Source organism: Macrococcus sp. CoH-51_TC_04 (assembly GCF_058188655.1).
Genome location: NZ_JBVGOY010000001.1, coordinates 141,236 through 156,697, shown reverse-complemented (window position 1 = coordinate 156,697; position 15,462 = coordinate 141,236). Strand labels below are relative to the sequence as shown.

Sequence of the window (15,462 nt, the reverse complement as noted above, 5' to 3'; positions counted from 1 at the left end):
TATATCCTTAATCATAACATGACAATTCATATTATGTCATAAATCGCATAAAAAAAACGAAAGAAACATAGGTTTCTTTCGATAAAATTAGAATTAACGACGTAATCCTAATGATTTAATTAATTCACGGTAACGTTGAACATCGTTCTCACGTAAGTAAGTTAATAAGTTTTTACGACGACCTACCATTTTTAATAAACCACGACGTGAATGGTGGTCTTTTTTGTGTGTACGTAAATGCTCGTTTAACGCATTGATTTCTGCTGTTAAAACTGCGATTTGTACTTCTGGTGATCCTGTGTCTGTTTCATGTACACGGTATTGTGCAATGATTTCATTTTTGCGTTCTTGTGAAATTGCCATTGTTAATAGCCTCCTATAAATTTAATTGACACCGTAACCTGAGCATAAAGTCGGAGTGATCTATAAGCCAAGGAAAGGTTCCTCGTTATTATATCATGAATCAATAATTAATCAAGATGAATGTCATTCAATATTTCAATTGCCTGTGCTTTATCTGCATTTATTTGTGTAATCAGACTATCAATACCATCAAACTTCTTTTCAGCACGTAAAAATTCATACCATTCAATTTCAACACGTTCTCCATATATTGAGTCTTTGAAATCAAAGATATTCACTTCTATCGAAACTTGCTGTTTTTCAGGGTCATGGAAGGTTGGTTTTACCCCCACATTACAGACGCCTTTATATATTTTACCAGTCTGATCGAGCTTCAGCGTAACGGCATACACACCTAAACGTGGCAATACAAAGTTTTCATTCGGCTCAACATTTGCCGTCGGAAATCCAATTGTACGTCCACGCTTTTCACCTTGAACAACAAGACCAGTAATTTTATAAGGTCTTCCAAGTTGTGCATTCACTGATTCAATATCGCCATGAATCAGATCTTTACGAATTAAAGTAGTAGAAACTTTCTCGTCAGCTAGCGCATGTCTTTCTACAGTCGTTACATTGAAACCATCTTTATCCGCTTCAAGTTTAAGCATATTTCCTTTTCCATATTTACCATAAGTAAAATCAAAACCAGCTACAACTTCTTTTACATGATTTTTAGTGAAATAATTCGAGATAAAGTCATGCTCCTCCATTTGAGCGAGCGAAGAAGTAAACGGCACGATAAATAAATAATCAATACCCATCGCTTCTAATATATGCTTCTTCTCCTGCATCGGCGTCAAATAATCTGTGCGTTGTTTTTCAGGATTTAAGACGACAGAAGGGTGAGGGTCAAACGTCATCACCGCTTTTTTCAGTCCTTTATTCTCAGCAATACATATCATGGTTTCAATGACCTTCTGATGTCCAGTATGAATCCCATCAAAGAAACCAATTGCAAGGGCACATGGTTCGTGATCATAACATTGCTCTATTGGATGTATCATTTCAATTGTTTTCATAGCTATCCCCTAATTAAATACTTTTTTAGCTTTGATCAAACCTGGATGCTTCTCATCCGGTATGAAAATTGCTATTACCTTATCATTGTACGTCATCACCGTCTCATCTTCAATCGGCGGGCTCATCTGACGTAACTTTTGGCCATACATAATCTTGACGGATGTCGGCTCATCGACAGCGACATGCCGCATATGGGCAAGACCCGCCTCTATCGGTTTGAGAAGCTCAGCTATCGCATCATAGGGTACTTCACGTAATTCATCTATTGTAATACAGTCTTCAAGCTTAAATCCACCACTCTCCGTTCGTGTCAAATCTGACATATGACCAATAGTACCTAGACTATCTGCTACTTGAGTGGCAAGCGTTCTAATATATGTCCCTTTACCACATGCGACTTCAATATTGAATATACATTTACCATCAATAAAACGAACAGCACTTGTACGTATTAATTCATAAATCTCCACTGTACGTTCTGGACGCTCAACCTCAATTCCTTCACGTGCATATTCATACAATTTACGTCCTTTTACCTTAACCGCGGAATACATCGGAGGAACTTGTCTAATTGAACCCGTTAGTTGAAGTAACACCTCATCGACCTGCGCCTCTGTATACATTCCCTCTTCAATCGATGCCGTATTCACAACCTCACCATGAGCATCTTCAGTCGCCGTCTGAACGCCGAGGGTCACCTCTGCAATATAACGTTTACCACTCTGCATCACATAATCACTGATACGCGTCGCCTTACCGACACAAATCGGCAATACGCCATCCACTTCAGGATCAAGTGTCCCCGTGTGACCGACTTTCTTCGTCCTTAAAATTTTACGTAGCTTAAACACCACATCATGACTCGTCATCCCCCGCGCCTTATTAATACCGATAATGCCATCCATAAAAAAACACTCCTTCAGTAAACTCTAAAATAGTTTACATGAAAAAGTGTGATTGGTCTATTTATCTCTATTTAATTCCGCAATCATACGCTCGATTTTATTACCATAGTCAATGGACTCATCATATTTAAATTTTAAGTCAGGTACAATACGTAAATCCATACGATGTGCGATTTCTGATTTAATGAATCCTTTAGATTTCTCCAGACCTTCTAAAGATTTCTTACGCTCCTTCTCTTCTCCAAGCACCGTTACATAAACCGATGCTAGACTTAAATCACCCGTAACCTCAACTTCTGTCACTGTTACAAAGCCGACATTCGGATTCTTTAGCTTCTGATTGATAATTTCACTGATTTCTTTCTTCAGCTGTTCACCAACTCGTTCACTTCTTAAACTCATATACTTCACCTCTATACTTTCGATTACTTTTATTATAAGGATTCAAACTGCTGATTGTCAATTTTTGCGTTTTTGTATTTTGCTTAATTTTTAGAAAATTTTAAATATTGTGTTGACATCTATGTCATTTTACTTTAAATTTGTAACATACAAAAAAACAGGAAGGACAGATGATGATGAATAACAGACATTTACAACTTAACAACATTATTATTATTATCGGTCCGGACTGGAACTGTAGGTAGATTACACTACTTATAAGTTTAAGTCCTATTTCACATGAATAGGACTGGGAACGATGTCCTATTCAGGGCATCGTTTTTTTGTTTTTAAAATTAAGGGAGGATTTATATGAGAAGTAATATGATCAAAAAAGGACCTGAACAAGCACCGGCCCGCAGCCTACTGCACGCAACGGGACAAATTAAGTCACCAGAAGATATGAATAAACCATTTATTGCAATCTGCAACTCATATATCGATATCGTCCCTGGACATGTTCATCTAAGAGAACTTGCAGACATCGCAAAAGAAGCGATTAGAGAAGCAGGTGGCATACCGTTTGAATTTAATACGATCGGTGTTGATGACGGAATCGCTATGGGTCATATCGGCATGAGGTATTCTCTGCCGAGCCGTGAAATCATAGCTGACGCAGCAGAGACAGTTATCAATGCCCACTGGTTTGATGGTGTCTTCTATATTCCGAACTGCGATAAGATAACACCTGGCATGCTGCTCGCTGCTGTAAGAACGAACGTTCCTGCTATCTTCTGCTCAGGAGGTCCGATGAAGGCAGGATTATCCGCTACCGACAAGGCACTGACATTATCTAGCATGTTTGAAGCGGTCGGTGCGTTCAAGGAAGGTACACTCACAAAAGAGGACTTTCTTGATATGGAACAAAATGCATGTCCGACATGTGGTTCTTGTGCTGGTATGTTTACTGCAAACTCCATGAACTGTCTGATGGAAGTGCTCGGACTTGCACTCCCCTTCAATGGTACTGCACTTGCCGTCAGTAAAGAACGTAGAGCACTGATCAGAGAGAGTGCGTTTAAGCTGATGGATCTTGTCAAACGTGATATCAAACCGAAGGATATCGTAACAAAAGAGGCAATCGACGATGCATTTGCGCTGGATATGGCGATGGGTGGTTCCACAAATACTGTTCTTCACACACTCGCACTTGCAAACGAAGCGGGTATCGACTATGACTTAGAGCGTATCAACGAAATAGCTGAAAAAACACCCTACTTATCGAAGATTGCACCAAGTTCTTCTTACTCCATGCATGATGTACATAACGCAGGGGGTGTACCTGCAATCATCAATGAACTGATGAAGCGTGAAGGAATTCTTCATCCTGACCGCATGACAGTTACTGGTGCTACTCTACGCGACAATAATGCTGCTCACACAATACAAAATGAGGAAGTCATCCATACACTGGATAGCCCTTACAGTGAACACGGCGGTCTTTCGATGCTTCATGGTAATATCGCTCCACTTGGAGGGGTTATCAAAGTAGGCGGTGTCGATCCTTCTATACAGACGTTCACCGGTGCAGCCATTTGTTTTGATAGCCATGACGAAGCGGTCGCGGCAATCGATAACCATACAGTACGTCCGGGCCATGTCGTCGTTATAAGATACGAAGGTCCAAAAGGTGGTCCAGGGATGCCTGAGATGCTTGCCCCTACTTCATCCATCGTCGGACGTGGCCTCGGTAAGGAGGTCGCCTTGATCACTGATGGAAGGTTCTCAGGTGCAACCCGTGGTATTGCAGTCGGACATATCTCACCTGAAGCAGCGGCTTTGGGACCTATCGCACTCATTGAAGATGGAGATATGGTCACCATCGACCTTGTGCATCGTACGCTGAACGTCGATGTAACAGATGATGAACTAAAGCAACGTAAGGCACACCTACAACCTTTTAAGGCAAAAGTTAGATCTGGATACCTCGCACGTTATACAGCACTTGTCACAAGTGCTAATACAGGCGGTGTCATGCAGATACCAGAACATCTATTATAAGGAGGAATACCATGAACCATGAACAAACAGGAGCACAACTGCTTGTGCAATCTTTCGTTGACAACGATGTAGAATACGTCTTTGGATATCCAGGAGGTGCGGTACTTCCACTTTATGATGCATTCTACGATGCACCTTTCAAACATATCCTGACACGTCATGAACAAGGTGCGATACACGCCGCAGAAGGCTACGCACGTTCAAGTGGCAAAGCTGGGGTTGTCGTGCTGACAAGTGGTCCTGGAGCGACGAATGCAGTAACCGGTATAACAGATGCTTACTGTGACTCATTGCCCCTTGTCGTCATCACAGGACAAGTGCATCAGCAAGGTATCGGACTAGATGCATTCCAGGAAGCAGATCTGATTTCGCTGACAGCACCAATCACGAAACATAACTATCAGATTCGCTCAGTCGAAGAGATACCTCGAGTTATCAACGAAGCCTTTCACGTAGCCAGTACAGGACGTAAAGGACCAGTAGTTATAGATTTTCCTAAAGATATCGGTATCAGTAAGGCTAGAGGCCCGCTACAGACTGAGATGAACCTGCCGGGTTACACACTTGCACCAAATGTTGACATTGAAACAGTCCACGAGCTGGCAAATTTACTTGCTCAAGCACAGCGTCCACTTCTATTGGCAGGGGCAGGTATCAATCATTCTCAGTCAAACGATATGCTGACACGTTTTGCAGAAAAATACCATCTCCCAGTAGTGACAACATTGCTCGGACTTGGCGCAGTTCCATACGATAATCCCCTCTTTTTAGGTATGGGGGGCATGCATGGGAGCTATGCTGCGAACATGGCACTTTCTGAAAGTGACTGCGTGATCAACTTCGGGAGTCGGTTCGATGACAGGCTCATCGGAGATGTTGCAGCCTTTCAGCAGAACAAACAGATCGTTCATATCGATATAGATCAAAGTGAACTTAATAAGGTTATACAAGCTGACCTCGCAATCCACGGAGATGTCAGGTCGGTTCTTACACAGCTGCTGGATCTACCTTGCTCTGTCGACAGCAGCTGGACAGAGATATGTATCGAAAGACATCAGCAGTACCCCTTCAAGTATAGACAGGCCGAAACTTTCATCAGACCACAACATGTGGTTGAACTTATCGGTAGGTTTACAGATGAAGCCGTTGTTGCAACGGATGTAGGTCAGCATCAGATGTGGACCGCCCAATACTATCCATTCAAGAAGGCACAGCTGATCACAAGTGGTGGTCTCGGCACGATGGGCTACGGTATTCCTGCTGCAATCGGTGCACAGCTTGGCGCACCTAATCAGATGGTAGTTGCTATTGTCGGTGATGGCGGCTTTCAGATGACCAACCAGGAAATGGCGATATTAAACGAATATCAGCTCCCGGTCAAAATCATCATGCTGAACAATGGTACGCTCGGCATGGTGAAACAATGGCAGCATAAATTCCATGGTCAGCGTTATAGCGAGTCAGTCTTCAGTGGACAGCCTGACTTTCAGATGCTGAGCAACGCATATGGCGTCAAACCCTACCTTATCACGCAGCAACAGGCTCTGGAAGCGACACTTTATGAAGCACTTGCTTATCAAGGTCCTGCGTTCATCGAGATCAGAATCTCCCCTGATGAGATGGTGGTTCCAATGGTTCCATCTGGGAAACCTAATCATGAAGTGGAGGGATACGAATGAACTACTCGCTTAGCATCTGCATGACAGACCGTCCCGAAGTGCTGAATCGTATTACAAGCATCTGTTTCCGACGAGACATTAGAGTTATAGCACTGCATGGACAATCAGAAGGCGGACAATTTAATCTGACATTGGAAGTAGCATTAAGAAACGGCCAGAACATTCATACTGTCATCAAACAACTAGAAAAACCAATAACTGTATTATCAGTAGTAAACAACACAACTCAGGAGGTTTTATAATGGCTAAAGTATATTATGATAACGATGTAAATAAGGAATACTTAAAAAATAAGAAAATCGCAGTACTAGGTTACGGCTCTCAAGGACACGCACATGCATTGAACCTTAAGGACAGTGGCTATGACGTGGTCATCGGAGTACGTGAAGGACAGTCCAGAACACAGGCTGAAGAAGATGGATTTCAAGCATATGACGTCAGTAAAGCTGTAGAACATGCAGATGTTACCGTCGTCCTTATGCCGGATGAAGTACAGCAGCGTGTATTCAACGAGGAAATCGCACCTCATCTCAAACCACAATCGGCTTTAGTTTTCGCTCATGGATTTAATGTACATTTTGGTGCAATCAAAGCACCTGACGATGTTGATGTCTTCTTAGTCGCACCAAAAGGACCAGGACATCTTGTTCGACGTGAATATGTTAAAGGCAGTGCTGTTCCTGCGTTATTTGCAGTCGATCAAGATGTAACTGATGACGCAAAGGCCCTTGCACTGAACTATGCACACGGCATCGGTGCTACACGCGCGGGCGTCATCGAAACGACCTTCAAAGAAGAAACAGAGACAGACCTCTTTGGTGAGCAAGCGGTACTCTGCGGCGGTATCACAAAGCTCATCCACTATGGTTTTGAAACACTGACGGAAGCAGGTTATCAGCCAGAACTCGCCTATTTTGAAGTACTGCATGAAATGAAACTGATTGTAGACCTTATGTACGAAGGCGGTATGGAGAAGATGAGACATTCCATCTCTAATACCGCTGAGTTTGGAGATTATGTCTCTGGTGCACGCGTTATTACACCTGAAGTTAAGGAGAATATGAAACAGGTATTAGCTGATATCCAGTCTGGCGCATTCAGCAGGCAGTTTATCGAAGACAATAATAATGGATTTGAGTCTTTTAAATCTATGAGAAGTACCCAGGCGGGACATCCTATAGAGAAAGTCGGTGCAGACCTTAGAACGATGATGCCGTTTATCAATAACAACTAGAGGAGGAATAGTATGAACCATACGCATACAAAGATGCCTGTTACAAAAGATGATATAGAAGCGGCATATGAAGTACTGAAACATGTAGTCAAGCATACACCACTTGAAAAGGATCTATATCTATCTCAAAAATATCAGTGCAATGTTTACCTGAAACGCGAAGATCTGCAATGGGTACGCTCGTTCAAGCTAAGAGGGGCCTATTATGCCGTCAGCCAGCTGACGCCCGCGGTTCGACAGCAAGGTATCAGCTGTGCCAGTGCCGGCAACCATGCACAAGGTGTCGCCTACACTGCAAATAAACTCGACCTGCACGCAGTCATCTTTATGCCGGTAACTACACCGAACCAGAAGATAGAACAGGTCAAGTTCTTTGGGCAAGATAACGTGGAGATTAAACTGTATGGAGATACATTTGATGAGTGTCTTGCTGCCGCGCTACAATATACAGAAGATCATAACCTTAGTTTTATCGATCCTTTCGATAACAATCATACAGTGGCTGGCCAAGGAACTGTCGCAAAGGAAATCTTTATGGATCAGCCTGTAATCGACTACTGTTTTCAGGCGGTCGGTGGTGGCGGATTAATATCAGGTGTTGGTACATATCTTAAGGATGTCAGCAAAGAAACGCAGATCATTGCAGTAGAACCTCGTGGTGCAAGCAGCATGAAACAATCTCTTGAAAAAGGGACGAGACTCACATTAGATGCTATCGATAAATTCGTAGACGGTGCTGCTGTAGCAACTGTGGGCGCACTGACATTTGATATCGCACGACAGGTGATCGATGATTGTATCGCTATCGATGAAGGACAGGTCTGCAGCACAATCATCGACATGTATACAAAACAAGCGATTGTCGCTGAACCTGCAGGTGCACTGAGTGTAAGTGCTCTGGAACATTTTAAGGATCATATCATCGGCAAGAATGTTGTATGTATCATCAGCGGTAGCAATAATGATATCAATCGTATGAATGAAATTGAAGAACGTGCACTCCTGTATGAATCTTTAAAACATTACTTTATCGTTAACTTTCCACAGCGACCAGGTGCATTGAAAACATTTGTTAACGATGTACTGGGTCCTGAAGATGATATCACAAAGTTTGAATACCTCAAGAAAACTGCAAGAAGTAAAGGTGCTGTCATCATTGGCGTACAACTGAAAGATAAGAGCGATAAAAATAGTCTCTACCAACGTGTGCAGCAGTTCGATCCTAAGTATATCGCCGTTAACAATAATGAAATGCTCTATTCCCTATTAATCTAAAAAAACACTTCACGAATTTTCGTGAAGTGTTTTAATATTGTAGTTTAGTCTTCTCTTCTTTCAACTCTCAGAAATAGCTTTATTAGACGCGTTTAATCTCTTCCATGACAAAGGCCTCAAAGATGTCGCCTTCTTTGATGTCATTGAAGTTTTCAATCGTTCCAAATATTACCACAATAATCAATGAAGTATTGATATATCTACATTCTTTACTATTTAATTAATTAGATTATAGCTTATTATAATTATTACTGTCAAAAATAGATTTAAATTATAGTGTAGAACTAACAACTTTTAAGACTCTTCTATTGTAACCGACACGATATCTCAATATTCTTTGCTGACCCCGACACTCCGTCGCAACGAGGATTGAATGAACATTCTAACGGGATACTTAGACGCAGTGGATTAGATAAAGAATTAGACTTTAATTCAGTCACTGATGATCATATTATTAGTGTTGCTCAAAATATTAATCATCGTCCCAGAAAATCGCTGGGCTATAAAACACCATTGGAAGTATTTATGAGTTTCATCGAAGATGAGAAATTGTCTAGCTTATTTTGACAAACGAAAATTATTAAAACAACGTAAACAAGGCTTACTACAAAAGATGTTCATTTGATACTGATAAAGATCTATTATGTAAAGTATTAAATAGAGATAATATTATGAAAGCGAGTCCGGGATATAAAGTTTTTGAATAAATAAAAAAAGACAATTTCTATCAATTAATATAGAAATTGTCTTTTTTATAAATTTTTTGATTATTTCAGCTGGTTGAGCCACTACTTTTCTTATATTGAATGCCATTAATACAAATCCAAATTCTCTTTTAACTTTATTTATTCCTCTTACGGACATTCGAGTGAAACTCATTTTACTTTTATTAGAAGTAATTTAGGTTTGAACCCACCTAAATAAATATATGAGTTATTTTTTATGCTACAAAATATATTCAGATTTCAATAATGACATAAAATAGACATCTTTATATTTACCTTTAGTGTAGAATTGCTCTTTGAGTAATCCTTCAGTTTTAAATCCTTGTGACTCGTATATATGAATAGCTTTTTTGTTATCTGCATCAACATATAGATAGATCTTGTGCATGTTTAATATATCGAATGCATAACTTATCGCTTTTTCGAATGCGAATTTTGCATAACCTTTACCACTGAACTCAGGTTTAATAATTATTTGTATTTCACAATTACGATGGATGTAATTAATTTCTACTAATTCAACAATACCTACAACTTGATTTTCATCTTCAACAATAAAACGTCTCTCTGATTCATCTAATAAATGCTTATCAAATAAATATTGAAGTTCCGTTAAGGATTCATATGGTTCTTCAAACCAATAAGACATAATAGAATATTCATTATTTAATTCATGAACAAAAAGTAAATCACTATACTCTAATGCTCTTAGTTTCATAATTCCACTCCCCAAATTTTCATATATATTTGCATTATAAATATAAATAACGAATAAGTCATCATCACTGTGAACACTTTTTTTAACAATTCATCACATACTAATTCTCATTTTCTTGTTATTCTCGATTTATTACTCTTACTATGAAATCTATAAAATTCTCATATTTGTTTATATCGTCGATTGTAAAATTAAGCTAGACAACTAAAAAAGCCTTCTGTGCTAAACTCAATATGTATTTCCGACCAAAGAAAACATAAGGAGTTAGTACAGAATGGCCTATAAACATCTTAACACGGATGAACTCACGTTCATAGAATCATATTATCATCAAAATCTTTCGGTAAAAGGAAGCCAAATGGTCATTGTGAAAAAAGAGGTAGACAAGCTTTCAAAAGACACATTTCTGAAAGAATAGAAGAATTTCCTTTCTTCTTTCAAGAATTTGGTCATCTTGAAGGTGACACTATCATTGGCCGTAATCATGGGAGTGCTGTCATAACCTTAGTAGAAAGAATCTCTAAGATGATTATCACTATACGACCTCAAGGTCGCAAGGCAGATGATATTGAAGATGCTCTTCACTCTATGTTTTCAGCTTTACCTCCTCATATATTTAAATCGATTACTTTCGATTGTGGTAAGGAGTTCTCAAACTGGAAAACAATCTGTAACCGACACGATATCTCGATATTCTTTGCTGACCCTGGCACTCCGTCGCAACGAGGATTGAATGAACATTCTAACGGGATGCTTAGACGCTGTGGATTAGATAAAGAATTAGACTTTAATTCAGTCACTGATGATCATATCATTAGTGTTGCTCAAAATATTAATCATCGTCCCAGAAAATCGCTGGGCTATAAAACACCATTGGAAGTATTTATGAGTTTCATCGAAGATGAGAAATTGTCTAGCTTATTTTGACAAACGAAAAATTCAAATATGTTCACCTCTGTTTTATTAAAATAATTGTTATAATATTTCTTATAAGGTTTCAAGTTTAGTATCCAATAATAATATTATAAAAGCAATCAAATTTTTTCATATCTTCGTTTTCGAAATAAATATATCCCTTAACACTTCAAGTTAATAAAACATAATTAGCATTTAATACAATTTCTCTAAGTAAATCATACCTCTCGTAAACTAAAACACTATTTTTAATTTCATTTTCATCAAGTAGCCTTGGAACTGCATTTTTATCAAAAACATTTGATTCATTTACTTCTAAACTGTCAGTATCTTTATCGTAATAAATATCGTTATCAATGATTACTCCGCAATAGTTTAAATTAGCACCTTAAAGTGTGAATACGATACCTAACTCTTCTTTAGCATATTCTTTTTATGATCAATATTTATCTACTCCAAATATTATCATAATAATCAATGAAGTATTGATATATCTACATTCTTTACTATTTAATTAATTAGATTATAGTAATTGTTACTATCAAAGATATTAATTTTAAGTATGTTGTGATTAATGACAATATAACGGAGTTTATAAAATGTACTATGGCTGAGCTTTTGGATTATCAGTTGCATACCCTTCTTCTCCCGGGCTGATAGTCTGATACTCATATTCGTTATCACTATTATCTAGTGCTTCTATATATGCATTAGAATTATTAATAATTTCTTTTTCTAATTCAATAAACTTTTCTCTTTCATTTGGTGTCATATATTTATAACGCTCAGATATATTACTATCTTCATTAATAGGTTCAGTAGAATTAGCATCTATACTATTATCAGCATTTTCATTTGTTTTATTTGAATTTATATCATCAGTATTATTATTTGAATTTGTTTCATTTGTTTCATTTGTTTCATTTGTTTCATTTGTTTCATTTATTTCATTTGTTTCATTTGTTTCATTTATTTCATTTGAATTTATATCATTAGTATTATTATTTGGATTTATATCATTATTGGTAGCATTGTTAAGTGTATTATCATCATCTGTTTCAATACTTTTATCTTCTTCATTTTTTACTTCGCTACTGTTGTTAGTAATAATTGAATTTGTTTCTTTAATATCATTTTCCCCCTTTTGATCCAATATTTTTTCAAATTCATCTTCACTTTCAGCTTTTTTAAATTTTAATGAGTATTCCGAATTATTACTAAACTTTAATTCAAAACTTTGTTTATCTGGATTTAGTTTAATAAAATATGTTCTCATTTTATTGTTAAATATCTGTTCAACTTTTATTTCATTTTTTGAAACTTTAACTATTTCGTATGTACCAACCTTACTTTCTAAATAATTTTCTTGCTCTATAAATTTCCCGTCATCTCTAAATTTGAATGAAACTATAGGCTTAGTACTTATCCATTCACCAATTAAGTCTTTTTTAGCATTTTTTATCAATTCATTTCCAGAAACTTGCGTTCGATTTTTAGTTTGACTTTCTCCATCTTGTTTTTTTTCATTATGAACTGAGCAACCAGATAAAACTAAAATTAAAATTATAAAAGTAACAATATTAATCCTCATAAATAAACCCCCTAATATTTAGTATATTTATAGAATATCATATATCTTTTTATTCATGGTTATTATATTTAATTCAAATCTATTTTTAATATTCCGCCTAATATTAATATCTATGTATCCTATGAGTACGCTTAAATCATACATATTTTTTTCTTGATTTATAGACTTTACAAGCGTATGATTAGGGTGCATGATATAGATATACTAATAAATGGGGTGTGAACAATGAAAGTTGGATATGCTCGTGTATCTTCAATAAATCAAAACTTAGACAGACAAATTGAAATCTTAAAAGAAAATGATTGTGAGAAAATCTTTACTGAAAAGAAAAGTGGTAAAAATATTAAAGATCGTGAAGTGTTTCAAGAAGTATTAGACTTTGTTCGTGAAGCTGATACACTTGTCGTTGAAAGTCTGGATAGATTGGGACGTGACTATGATGAGATAATTCAGACAATCAATAAACTAAAAGAAAAGAAAGTTAAGTTAATCATCACTTCACTACCAATCATGAACGAGATGATAGGAAATGAGCTATTAGACAAATTCATGAAAGATTTAATCATACAAATATTAGCTATGATTAGTGAGCAAGAACGTGCTGAAAGTAAAAGACGTCAGGCACAGGGAATAGCGAACGCAAAGGCTAAAAATCCTAGTGCATACTCTGGAAAGCCTTTTGAATATTCAAGTAATGCACGTGATCCAAAGAAAAGAATTGTATATCAAAACGTTATCAATCAATTAAACAATAATGAAGCTATTTCAAAGATTGCTAAAGATAACGGAATTACTCGACAAACAGTATATGCAATTAAAAAACGCTCACTTGCAAACTAATTAAAATTTATAGAGTACATGAGCAAAGCATAGCCTTTTTCAGTAAACTGATACTTTGCTGTTGTACCTGTTTCATTACTATTAAAAAATATTTGTATGTTTTTTAGTTAAATCATCAACAAATAATTCATTAATATACTTAGATGAAAGTTCTTTAAATTTATTGTGATAAGATTCTAATCGATTTGTTGATTGATGCAACTTATCATCAAATTTTGACTTACCTCCAATAACCTTGCCTGTATATTTCTTAGTTTCTTTTTCGATAAAGTAGTAAGTTTGACTATTACTTTTTTTATCTACAAGTTTTTTAAATTCTTTTCTATAATTACCAATCATTACCCTCTTTTTGCTCTCATAGAATACTTTTAATCTGTCATTACTATTAATATATTTTTCTTTCTCTATATTCGTAAAACGTTTTGTCAATGCAAAAACTCTAAAAACTGATTCAAAATACCTTATTTCTCCATTTACTTCAATTCCATTACTCAATACTTTATTATACTCTTTCATAAACTTTTGATTGAAATACTTTTGTGTACCATATAAATTGTCAAATCCTAATTCTTCTATTATTTCTTTTTCAATATTATCAATAATGCGTATTTCGTCTAAACTTAACTTTACTTTCTTTGTGTTATATTCTAATCCTTTATCGTCAGTAATAGTTAATACCTCTCCATTGCTGTCTGTTAAATACTCAATTGCGTATTTCTTCGGATATACATTAATAAGTTTATTTCTCTCAAACTTTTTTAAAGTATAATTAAATCTTTCTTTCAATATATCAACTATATACATAGTAAAATCACGATAAATTTTATAATGCTCTTTATCAGTAAGTTCTCTTTTTTGTGAAACCCTTTCTAAAAGTAACTCATCAGGAATATATTCAATATCAATATTTAAATTAATCTTCATTTTTATTTTTGAAAATTCTTTTTTTTGTTTTTCATTTAATTTTTCATATTTTGATACATGTCTAAAAAGATTATAGTGATACACTTGATCTGAAGTTAATAATCCAAATTCTTGAAGCCATTTCAATATAGTTTTTTCATCTTGTGATATTTTTTTATTTTCAAATATATGAATTAAAATAGCTTCTAAATACAAAGAAAAATCATCACTATTAGATTGTCGTTTTCTCGGTTCTGGACTACCATCTTCATTTATTAACTGTCCAAAAAGATAATCTGAACGACGTTTATCATATTCATTATCAACACGTTCGAAACTATGAAAAAACTGCAAAATAGTCCTTTTAATTAATCCAACATCTACTGTACCATTTTTATAACTTTCATAATCAAATATTTTATATACAACGTCTGTAGTTACTTGTTGATATTCTAAATTCTTAACCTTACTTTGAACAACATTAATTAATCTATTTCTTTCATGCTTATATCTTTTGTCTTTCCTCTTGGCTTTATTTAATAACTCGAGTGTAAAAACCTTATCTGTCATAAAATCTCTCCTTTTACATTGTTCTACTAATGATAAAAATAGGTAGGAGTTCATTAGATATTGTTAAAAAAAAATTAACAATAAACAAACTCCCACCTATTTTTTTCCCTTATTTTACGCATGATTTTTTTATTTTTTTTAGTAATACCTTTTCAAATATACATGTGATTTTTTTACTTACGCCAAGAATTTATATTTAGACACTATTAGTTGTTTATTAAATACTACAATAAGTATACG

At 36.1% G+C, this 15,462-nt stretch carries 13 protein-coding genes and 4 pseudogenes; 8 read left to right on the top strand and 9 right to left on the bottom strand.

Going from position 1 to position 15,462, the window contains the following annotated elements; translation table 11 throughout:
* Nucleotides 1-93 precede the first annotated feature (93 nt).
* From rpsO to rbfA, 4 genes are all read right to left on the bottom strand, one after another.
* On the bottom strand, nucleotides 94-363 hold the full coding sequence (rpsO, locus tag ACZ2V4_RS00740) for a 30S ribosomal protein S15 (RefSeq protein ID WP_015912457.1): 270 nt from the start codon (nucleotides 361-363) through the stop codon (nucleotides 94-96).
* A 107-nt stretch (nucleotides 364-470) separates the two neighbouring features.
* Nucleotides 471-1,424 carry a bifunctional riboflavin kinase/FAD synthetase gene (locus ACZ2V4_RS00735; protein WP_219494682.1) on the bottom strand — a complete coding sequence of 318 codons (954 nt, stop codon included), beginning with the start codon at nucleotides 1,422-1,424 and terminating at the stop codon, nucleotides 471-473.
* Between the two features lie 9 nt (nucleotides 1,425-1,433).
* Nucleotides 1,434-2,330 (bottom strand): tRNA pseudouridine(55) synthase TruB, encoded by an 897-nt coding sequence (gene truB / locus ACZ2V4_RS00730; RefSeq protein ID WP_219494681.1) that lies wholly within the window; start codon nucleotides 2,328-2,330, stop codon nucleotides 1,434-1,436.
* A gap of 57 nt (nucleotides 2,331-2,387) precedes the next feature.
* Nucleotides 2,388-2,732, bottom strand: a complete 345-nt coding sequence (gene rbfA / locus ACZ2V4_RS00725; protein ID WP_012656768.1) for a 30S ribosome-binding factor RbfA — start codon at nucleotides 2,730-2,732, stop codon at nucleotides 2,388-2,390.
* Nucleotides 2,733-3,083: 351 nt separating this feature from the next.
* Here rbfA and ilvD point away from each other — a divergent pair, with 351 nt between their 5' ends.
* The 6 genes and pseudogenes from ilvD to ACZ2V4_RS00695 form a co-directional block, all read left to right on the top strand.
* On the top strand, nucleotides 3,084-4,772 hold the full coding sequence (ilvD, locus tag ACZ2V4_RS00720) for a dihydroxy-acid dehydratase (protein WP_490514367.1): 1,689 nt from the start codon (nucleotides 3,084-3,086) through the stop codon (nucleotides 4,770-4,772).
* 11 nt (nucleotides 4,773-4,783) lie between these two features.
* The gene (gene ilvB / locus ACZ2V4_RS00715) at nucleotides 4,784-6,451 is read left to right on the top strand and encodes a biosynthetic-type acetolactate synthase large subunit (protein ID WP_219494679.1); all 1,668 of its coding nucleotides are present in this window, start codon (nucleotides 4,784-4,786) and stop codon (nucleotides 6,449-6,451) included.
* On the top strand, nucleotides 6,448-6,693 hold the full coding sequence (locus ACZ2V4_RS00710) for an ACT domain-containing protein (protein WP_219494677.1): 246 nt from the start codon (nucleotides 6,448-6,450) through the stop codon (nucleotides 6,691-6,693). Before ilvB ends, ACZ2V4_RS00710 begins: the two co-directional genes overlap by 4 nt.
* Complete coding sequence (gene ilvC / locus ACZ2V4_RS00705) at nucleotides 6,693-7,685, top strand: ketol-acid reductoisomerase (protein WP_490514366.1); 993 nt, start codon at nucleotides 6,693-6,695, stop codon at nucleotides 7,683-7,685. Before ACZ2V4_RS00710 ends, ilvC begins: the two co-directional genes overlap by 1 nt.
* A gap of 12 nt (nucleotides 7,686-7,697) precedes the next feature.
* Complete coding sequence (gene ilvA / locus ACZ2V4_RS00700) at nucleotides 7,698-8,960, top strand: threonine ammonia-lyase IlvA (RefSeq protein ID WP_219494675.1); 1,263 nt, start codon at nucleotides 7,698-7,700, stop codon at nucleotides 8,958-8,960.
* Nucleotides 8,961-9,272: 312 nt separating this feature from the next.
* Nucleotides 9,273-9,527 (top strand): annotated as a pseudogene (locus tag ACZ2V4_RS00695) (transposase); the annotation flags it as partial.
* Between the two features lie 86 nt (nucleotides 9,528-9,613).
* Here ACZ2V4_RS00695 and ACZ2V4_RS00690 read toward each other — a convergent pair.
* Both ACZ2V4_RS00690 and ACZ2V4_RS00685 read right to left on the bottom strand, forming a co-directional pair.
* Nucleotides 9,614-9,848: pseudogene (locus tag ACZ2V4_RS00690) on the bottom strand (IS5/IS1182 family transposase); the annotation flags it as partial.
* Nucleotides 9,849-9,905: 57 nt separating this feature from the next.
* The gene (locus ACZ2V4_RS00685; protein WP_012656763.1) at nucleotides 9,906-10,403 is read right to left on the bottom strand and encodes a GNAT family N-acetyltransferase; all 498 of its coding nucleotides are present in this window, start codon (nucleotides 10,401-10,403) and stop codon (nucleotides 9,906-9,908) included.
* A 342-nt stretch (nucleotides 10,404-10,745) separates the two neighbouring features.
* On the opposite strand from ACZ2V4_RS00685, the pseudogene ACZ2V4_RS00680 reads away from it, so the two are divergent.
* Nucleotides 10,746-11,330 (top strand): annotated as a pseudogene (locus ACZ2V4_RS00680) (IS30 family transposase); the annotation flags it as partial.
* A 157-nt stretch (nucleotides 11,331-11,487) separates the two neighbouring features.
* Here the strand turns inward: ACZ2V4_RS00680 and ACZ2V4_RS00675 are convergent.
* Both ACZ2V4_RS00675 and ACZ2V4_RS00670 read right to left on the bottom strand, forming a co-directional pair.
* Nucleotides 11,488-11,694, bottom strand: a pseudogene (locus ACZ2V4_RS00675) (DNA/RNA helicase domain-containing protein); the annotation flags it as partial.
* 228 nt (nucleotides 11,695-11,922) lie between these two features.
* Nucleotides 11,923-12,909: a hypothetical protein gene (locus ACZ2V4_RS00670; protein WP_490514365.1), complete on the bottom strand. Its 987-nt coding sequence runs from the start codon at nucleotides 12,907-12,909 to the stop codon at nucleotides 11,923-11,925.
* Between the two features lie 225 nt (nucleotides 12,910-13,134).
* On the opposite strand from ACZ2V4_RS00670, the gene ACZ2V4_RS00665 reads away from it, so the two are divergent.
* Entirely contained in the window at nucleotides 13,135-13,749 is a 615-nt protein-coding gene (locus ACZ2V4_RS00665) for a recombinase family protein (RefSeq protein ID WP_490514364.1), read from the top strand.
* Between the two features lie 81 nt (nucleotides 13,750-13,830).
* Here the strand turns inward: ACZ2V4_RS00665 and ACZ2V4_RS00660 are convergent, their stop codons facing one another.
* Nucleotides 13,831-15,222, bottom strand: a complete 1,392-nt coding sequence (locus tag ACZ2V4_RS00660) for a hypothetical protein (protein WP_490514363.1) — start codon at nucleotides 15,220-15,222, stop codon at nucleotides 13,831-13,833.
* Nucleotides 15,223-15,462 lie beyond the last annotated feature (240 nt).

Coding starts and splice junctions, on each gene's coding strand:
- ilvD (WP_490514367.1), top strand. CDS start 3,084: ATGAGAAGTAATATGATCAAAAAAGGACCTGAACAAGCACCGGCCCGC.
- truB (WP_219494681.1), bottom strand. CDS start 2,330: ATGGATGGCATTATCGGTATTAATAAGGCGCGGGGGATGACGAGTCAT.
- ACZ2V4_RS00665 (WP_490514364.1), top strand. CDS start 13,135: ATGAAAGTTGGATATGCTCGTGTATCTTCAATAAATCAAAACTTAGAC.
- ilvA (WP_219494675.1), top strand. CDS start 7,698: ATGAACCATACGCATACAAAGATGCCTGTTACAAAAGATGATATAGAA.
- rbfA (WP_012656768.1), bottom strand. CDS start 2,732: ATGAGTTTAAGAAGTGAACGAGTTGGTGAACAGCTGAAGAAAGAAATC.
- ACZ2V4_RS00710 (WP_219494677.1), top strand. CDS start 6,448: ATGAACTACTCGCTTAGCATCTGCATGACAGACCGTCCCGAAGTGCTG.
- ACZ2V4_RS00660 (WP_490514363.1), bottom strand. CDS start 15,222: ATGACAGATAAGGTTTTTACACTCGAGTTATTAAATAAAGCCAAGAGG.
- ilvB (WP_219494679.1), top strand. CDS start 4,784: ATGAACCATGAACAAACAGGAGCACAACTGCTTGTGCAATCTTTCGTT.
- ACZ2V4_RS00670 (WP_490514365.1), bottom strand. CDS start 12,909: ATGAGGATTAATATTGTTACTTTTATAATTTTAATTTTAGTTTTATCT.
- ilvC (WP_490514366.1), top strand. CDS start 6,693: ATGGCTAAAGTATATTATGATAACGATGTAAATAAGGAATACTTAAAA.
- ACZ2V4_RS00735 (WP_219494682.1), bottom strand. CDS start 1,424: ATGAAAACAATTGAAATGATACATCCAATAGAGCAATGTTATGATCAC.
- ACZ2V4_RS00685 (WP_012656763.1), bottom strand. CDS start 10,403: ATGAAACTAAGAGCATTAGAGTATAGTGATTTACTTTTTGTTCATGAA.
- rpsO (WP_015912457.1), bottom strand. CDS start 363: ATGGCAATTTCACAAGAACGCAAAAATGAAATCATTGCACAATACCGT.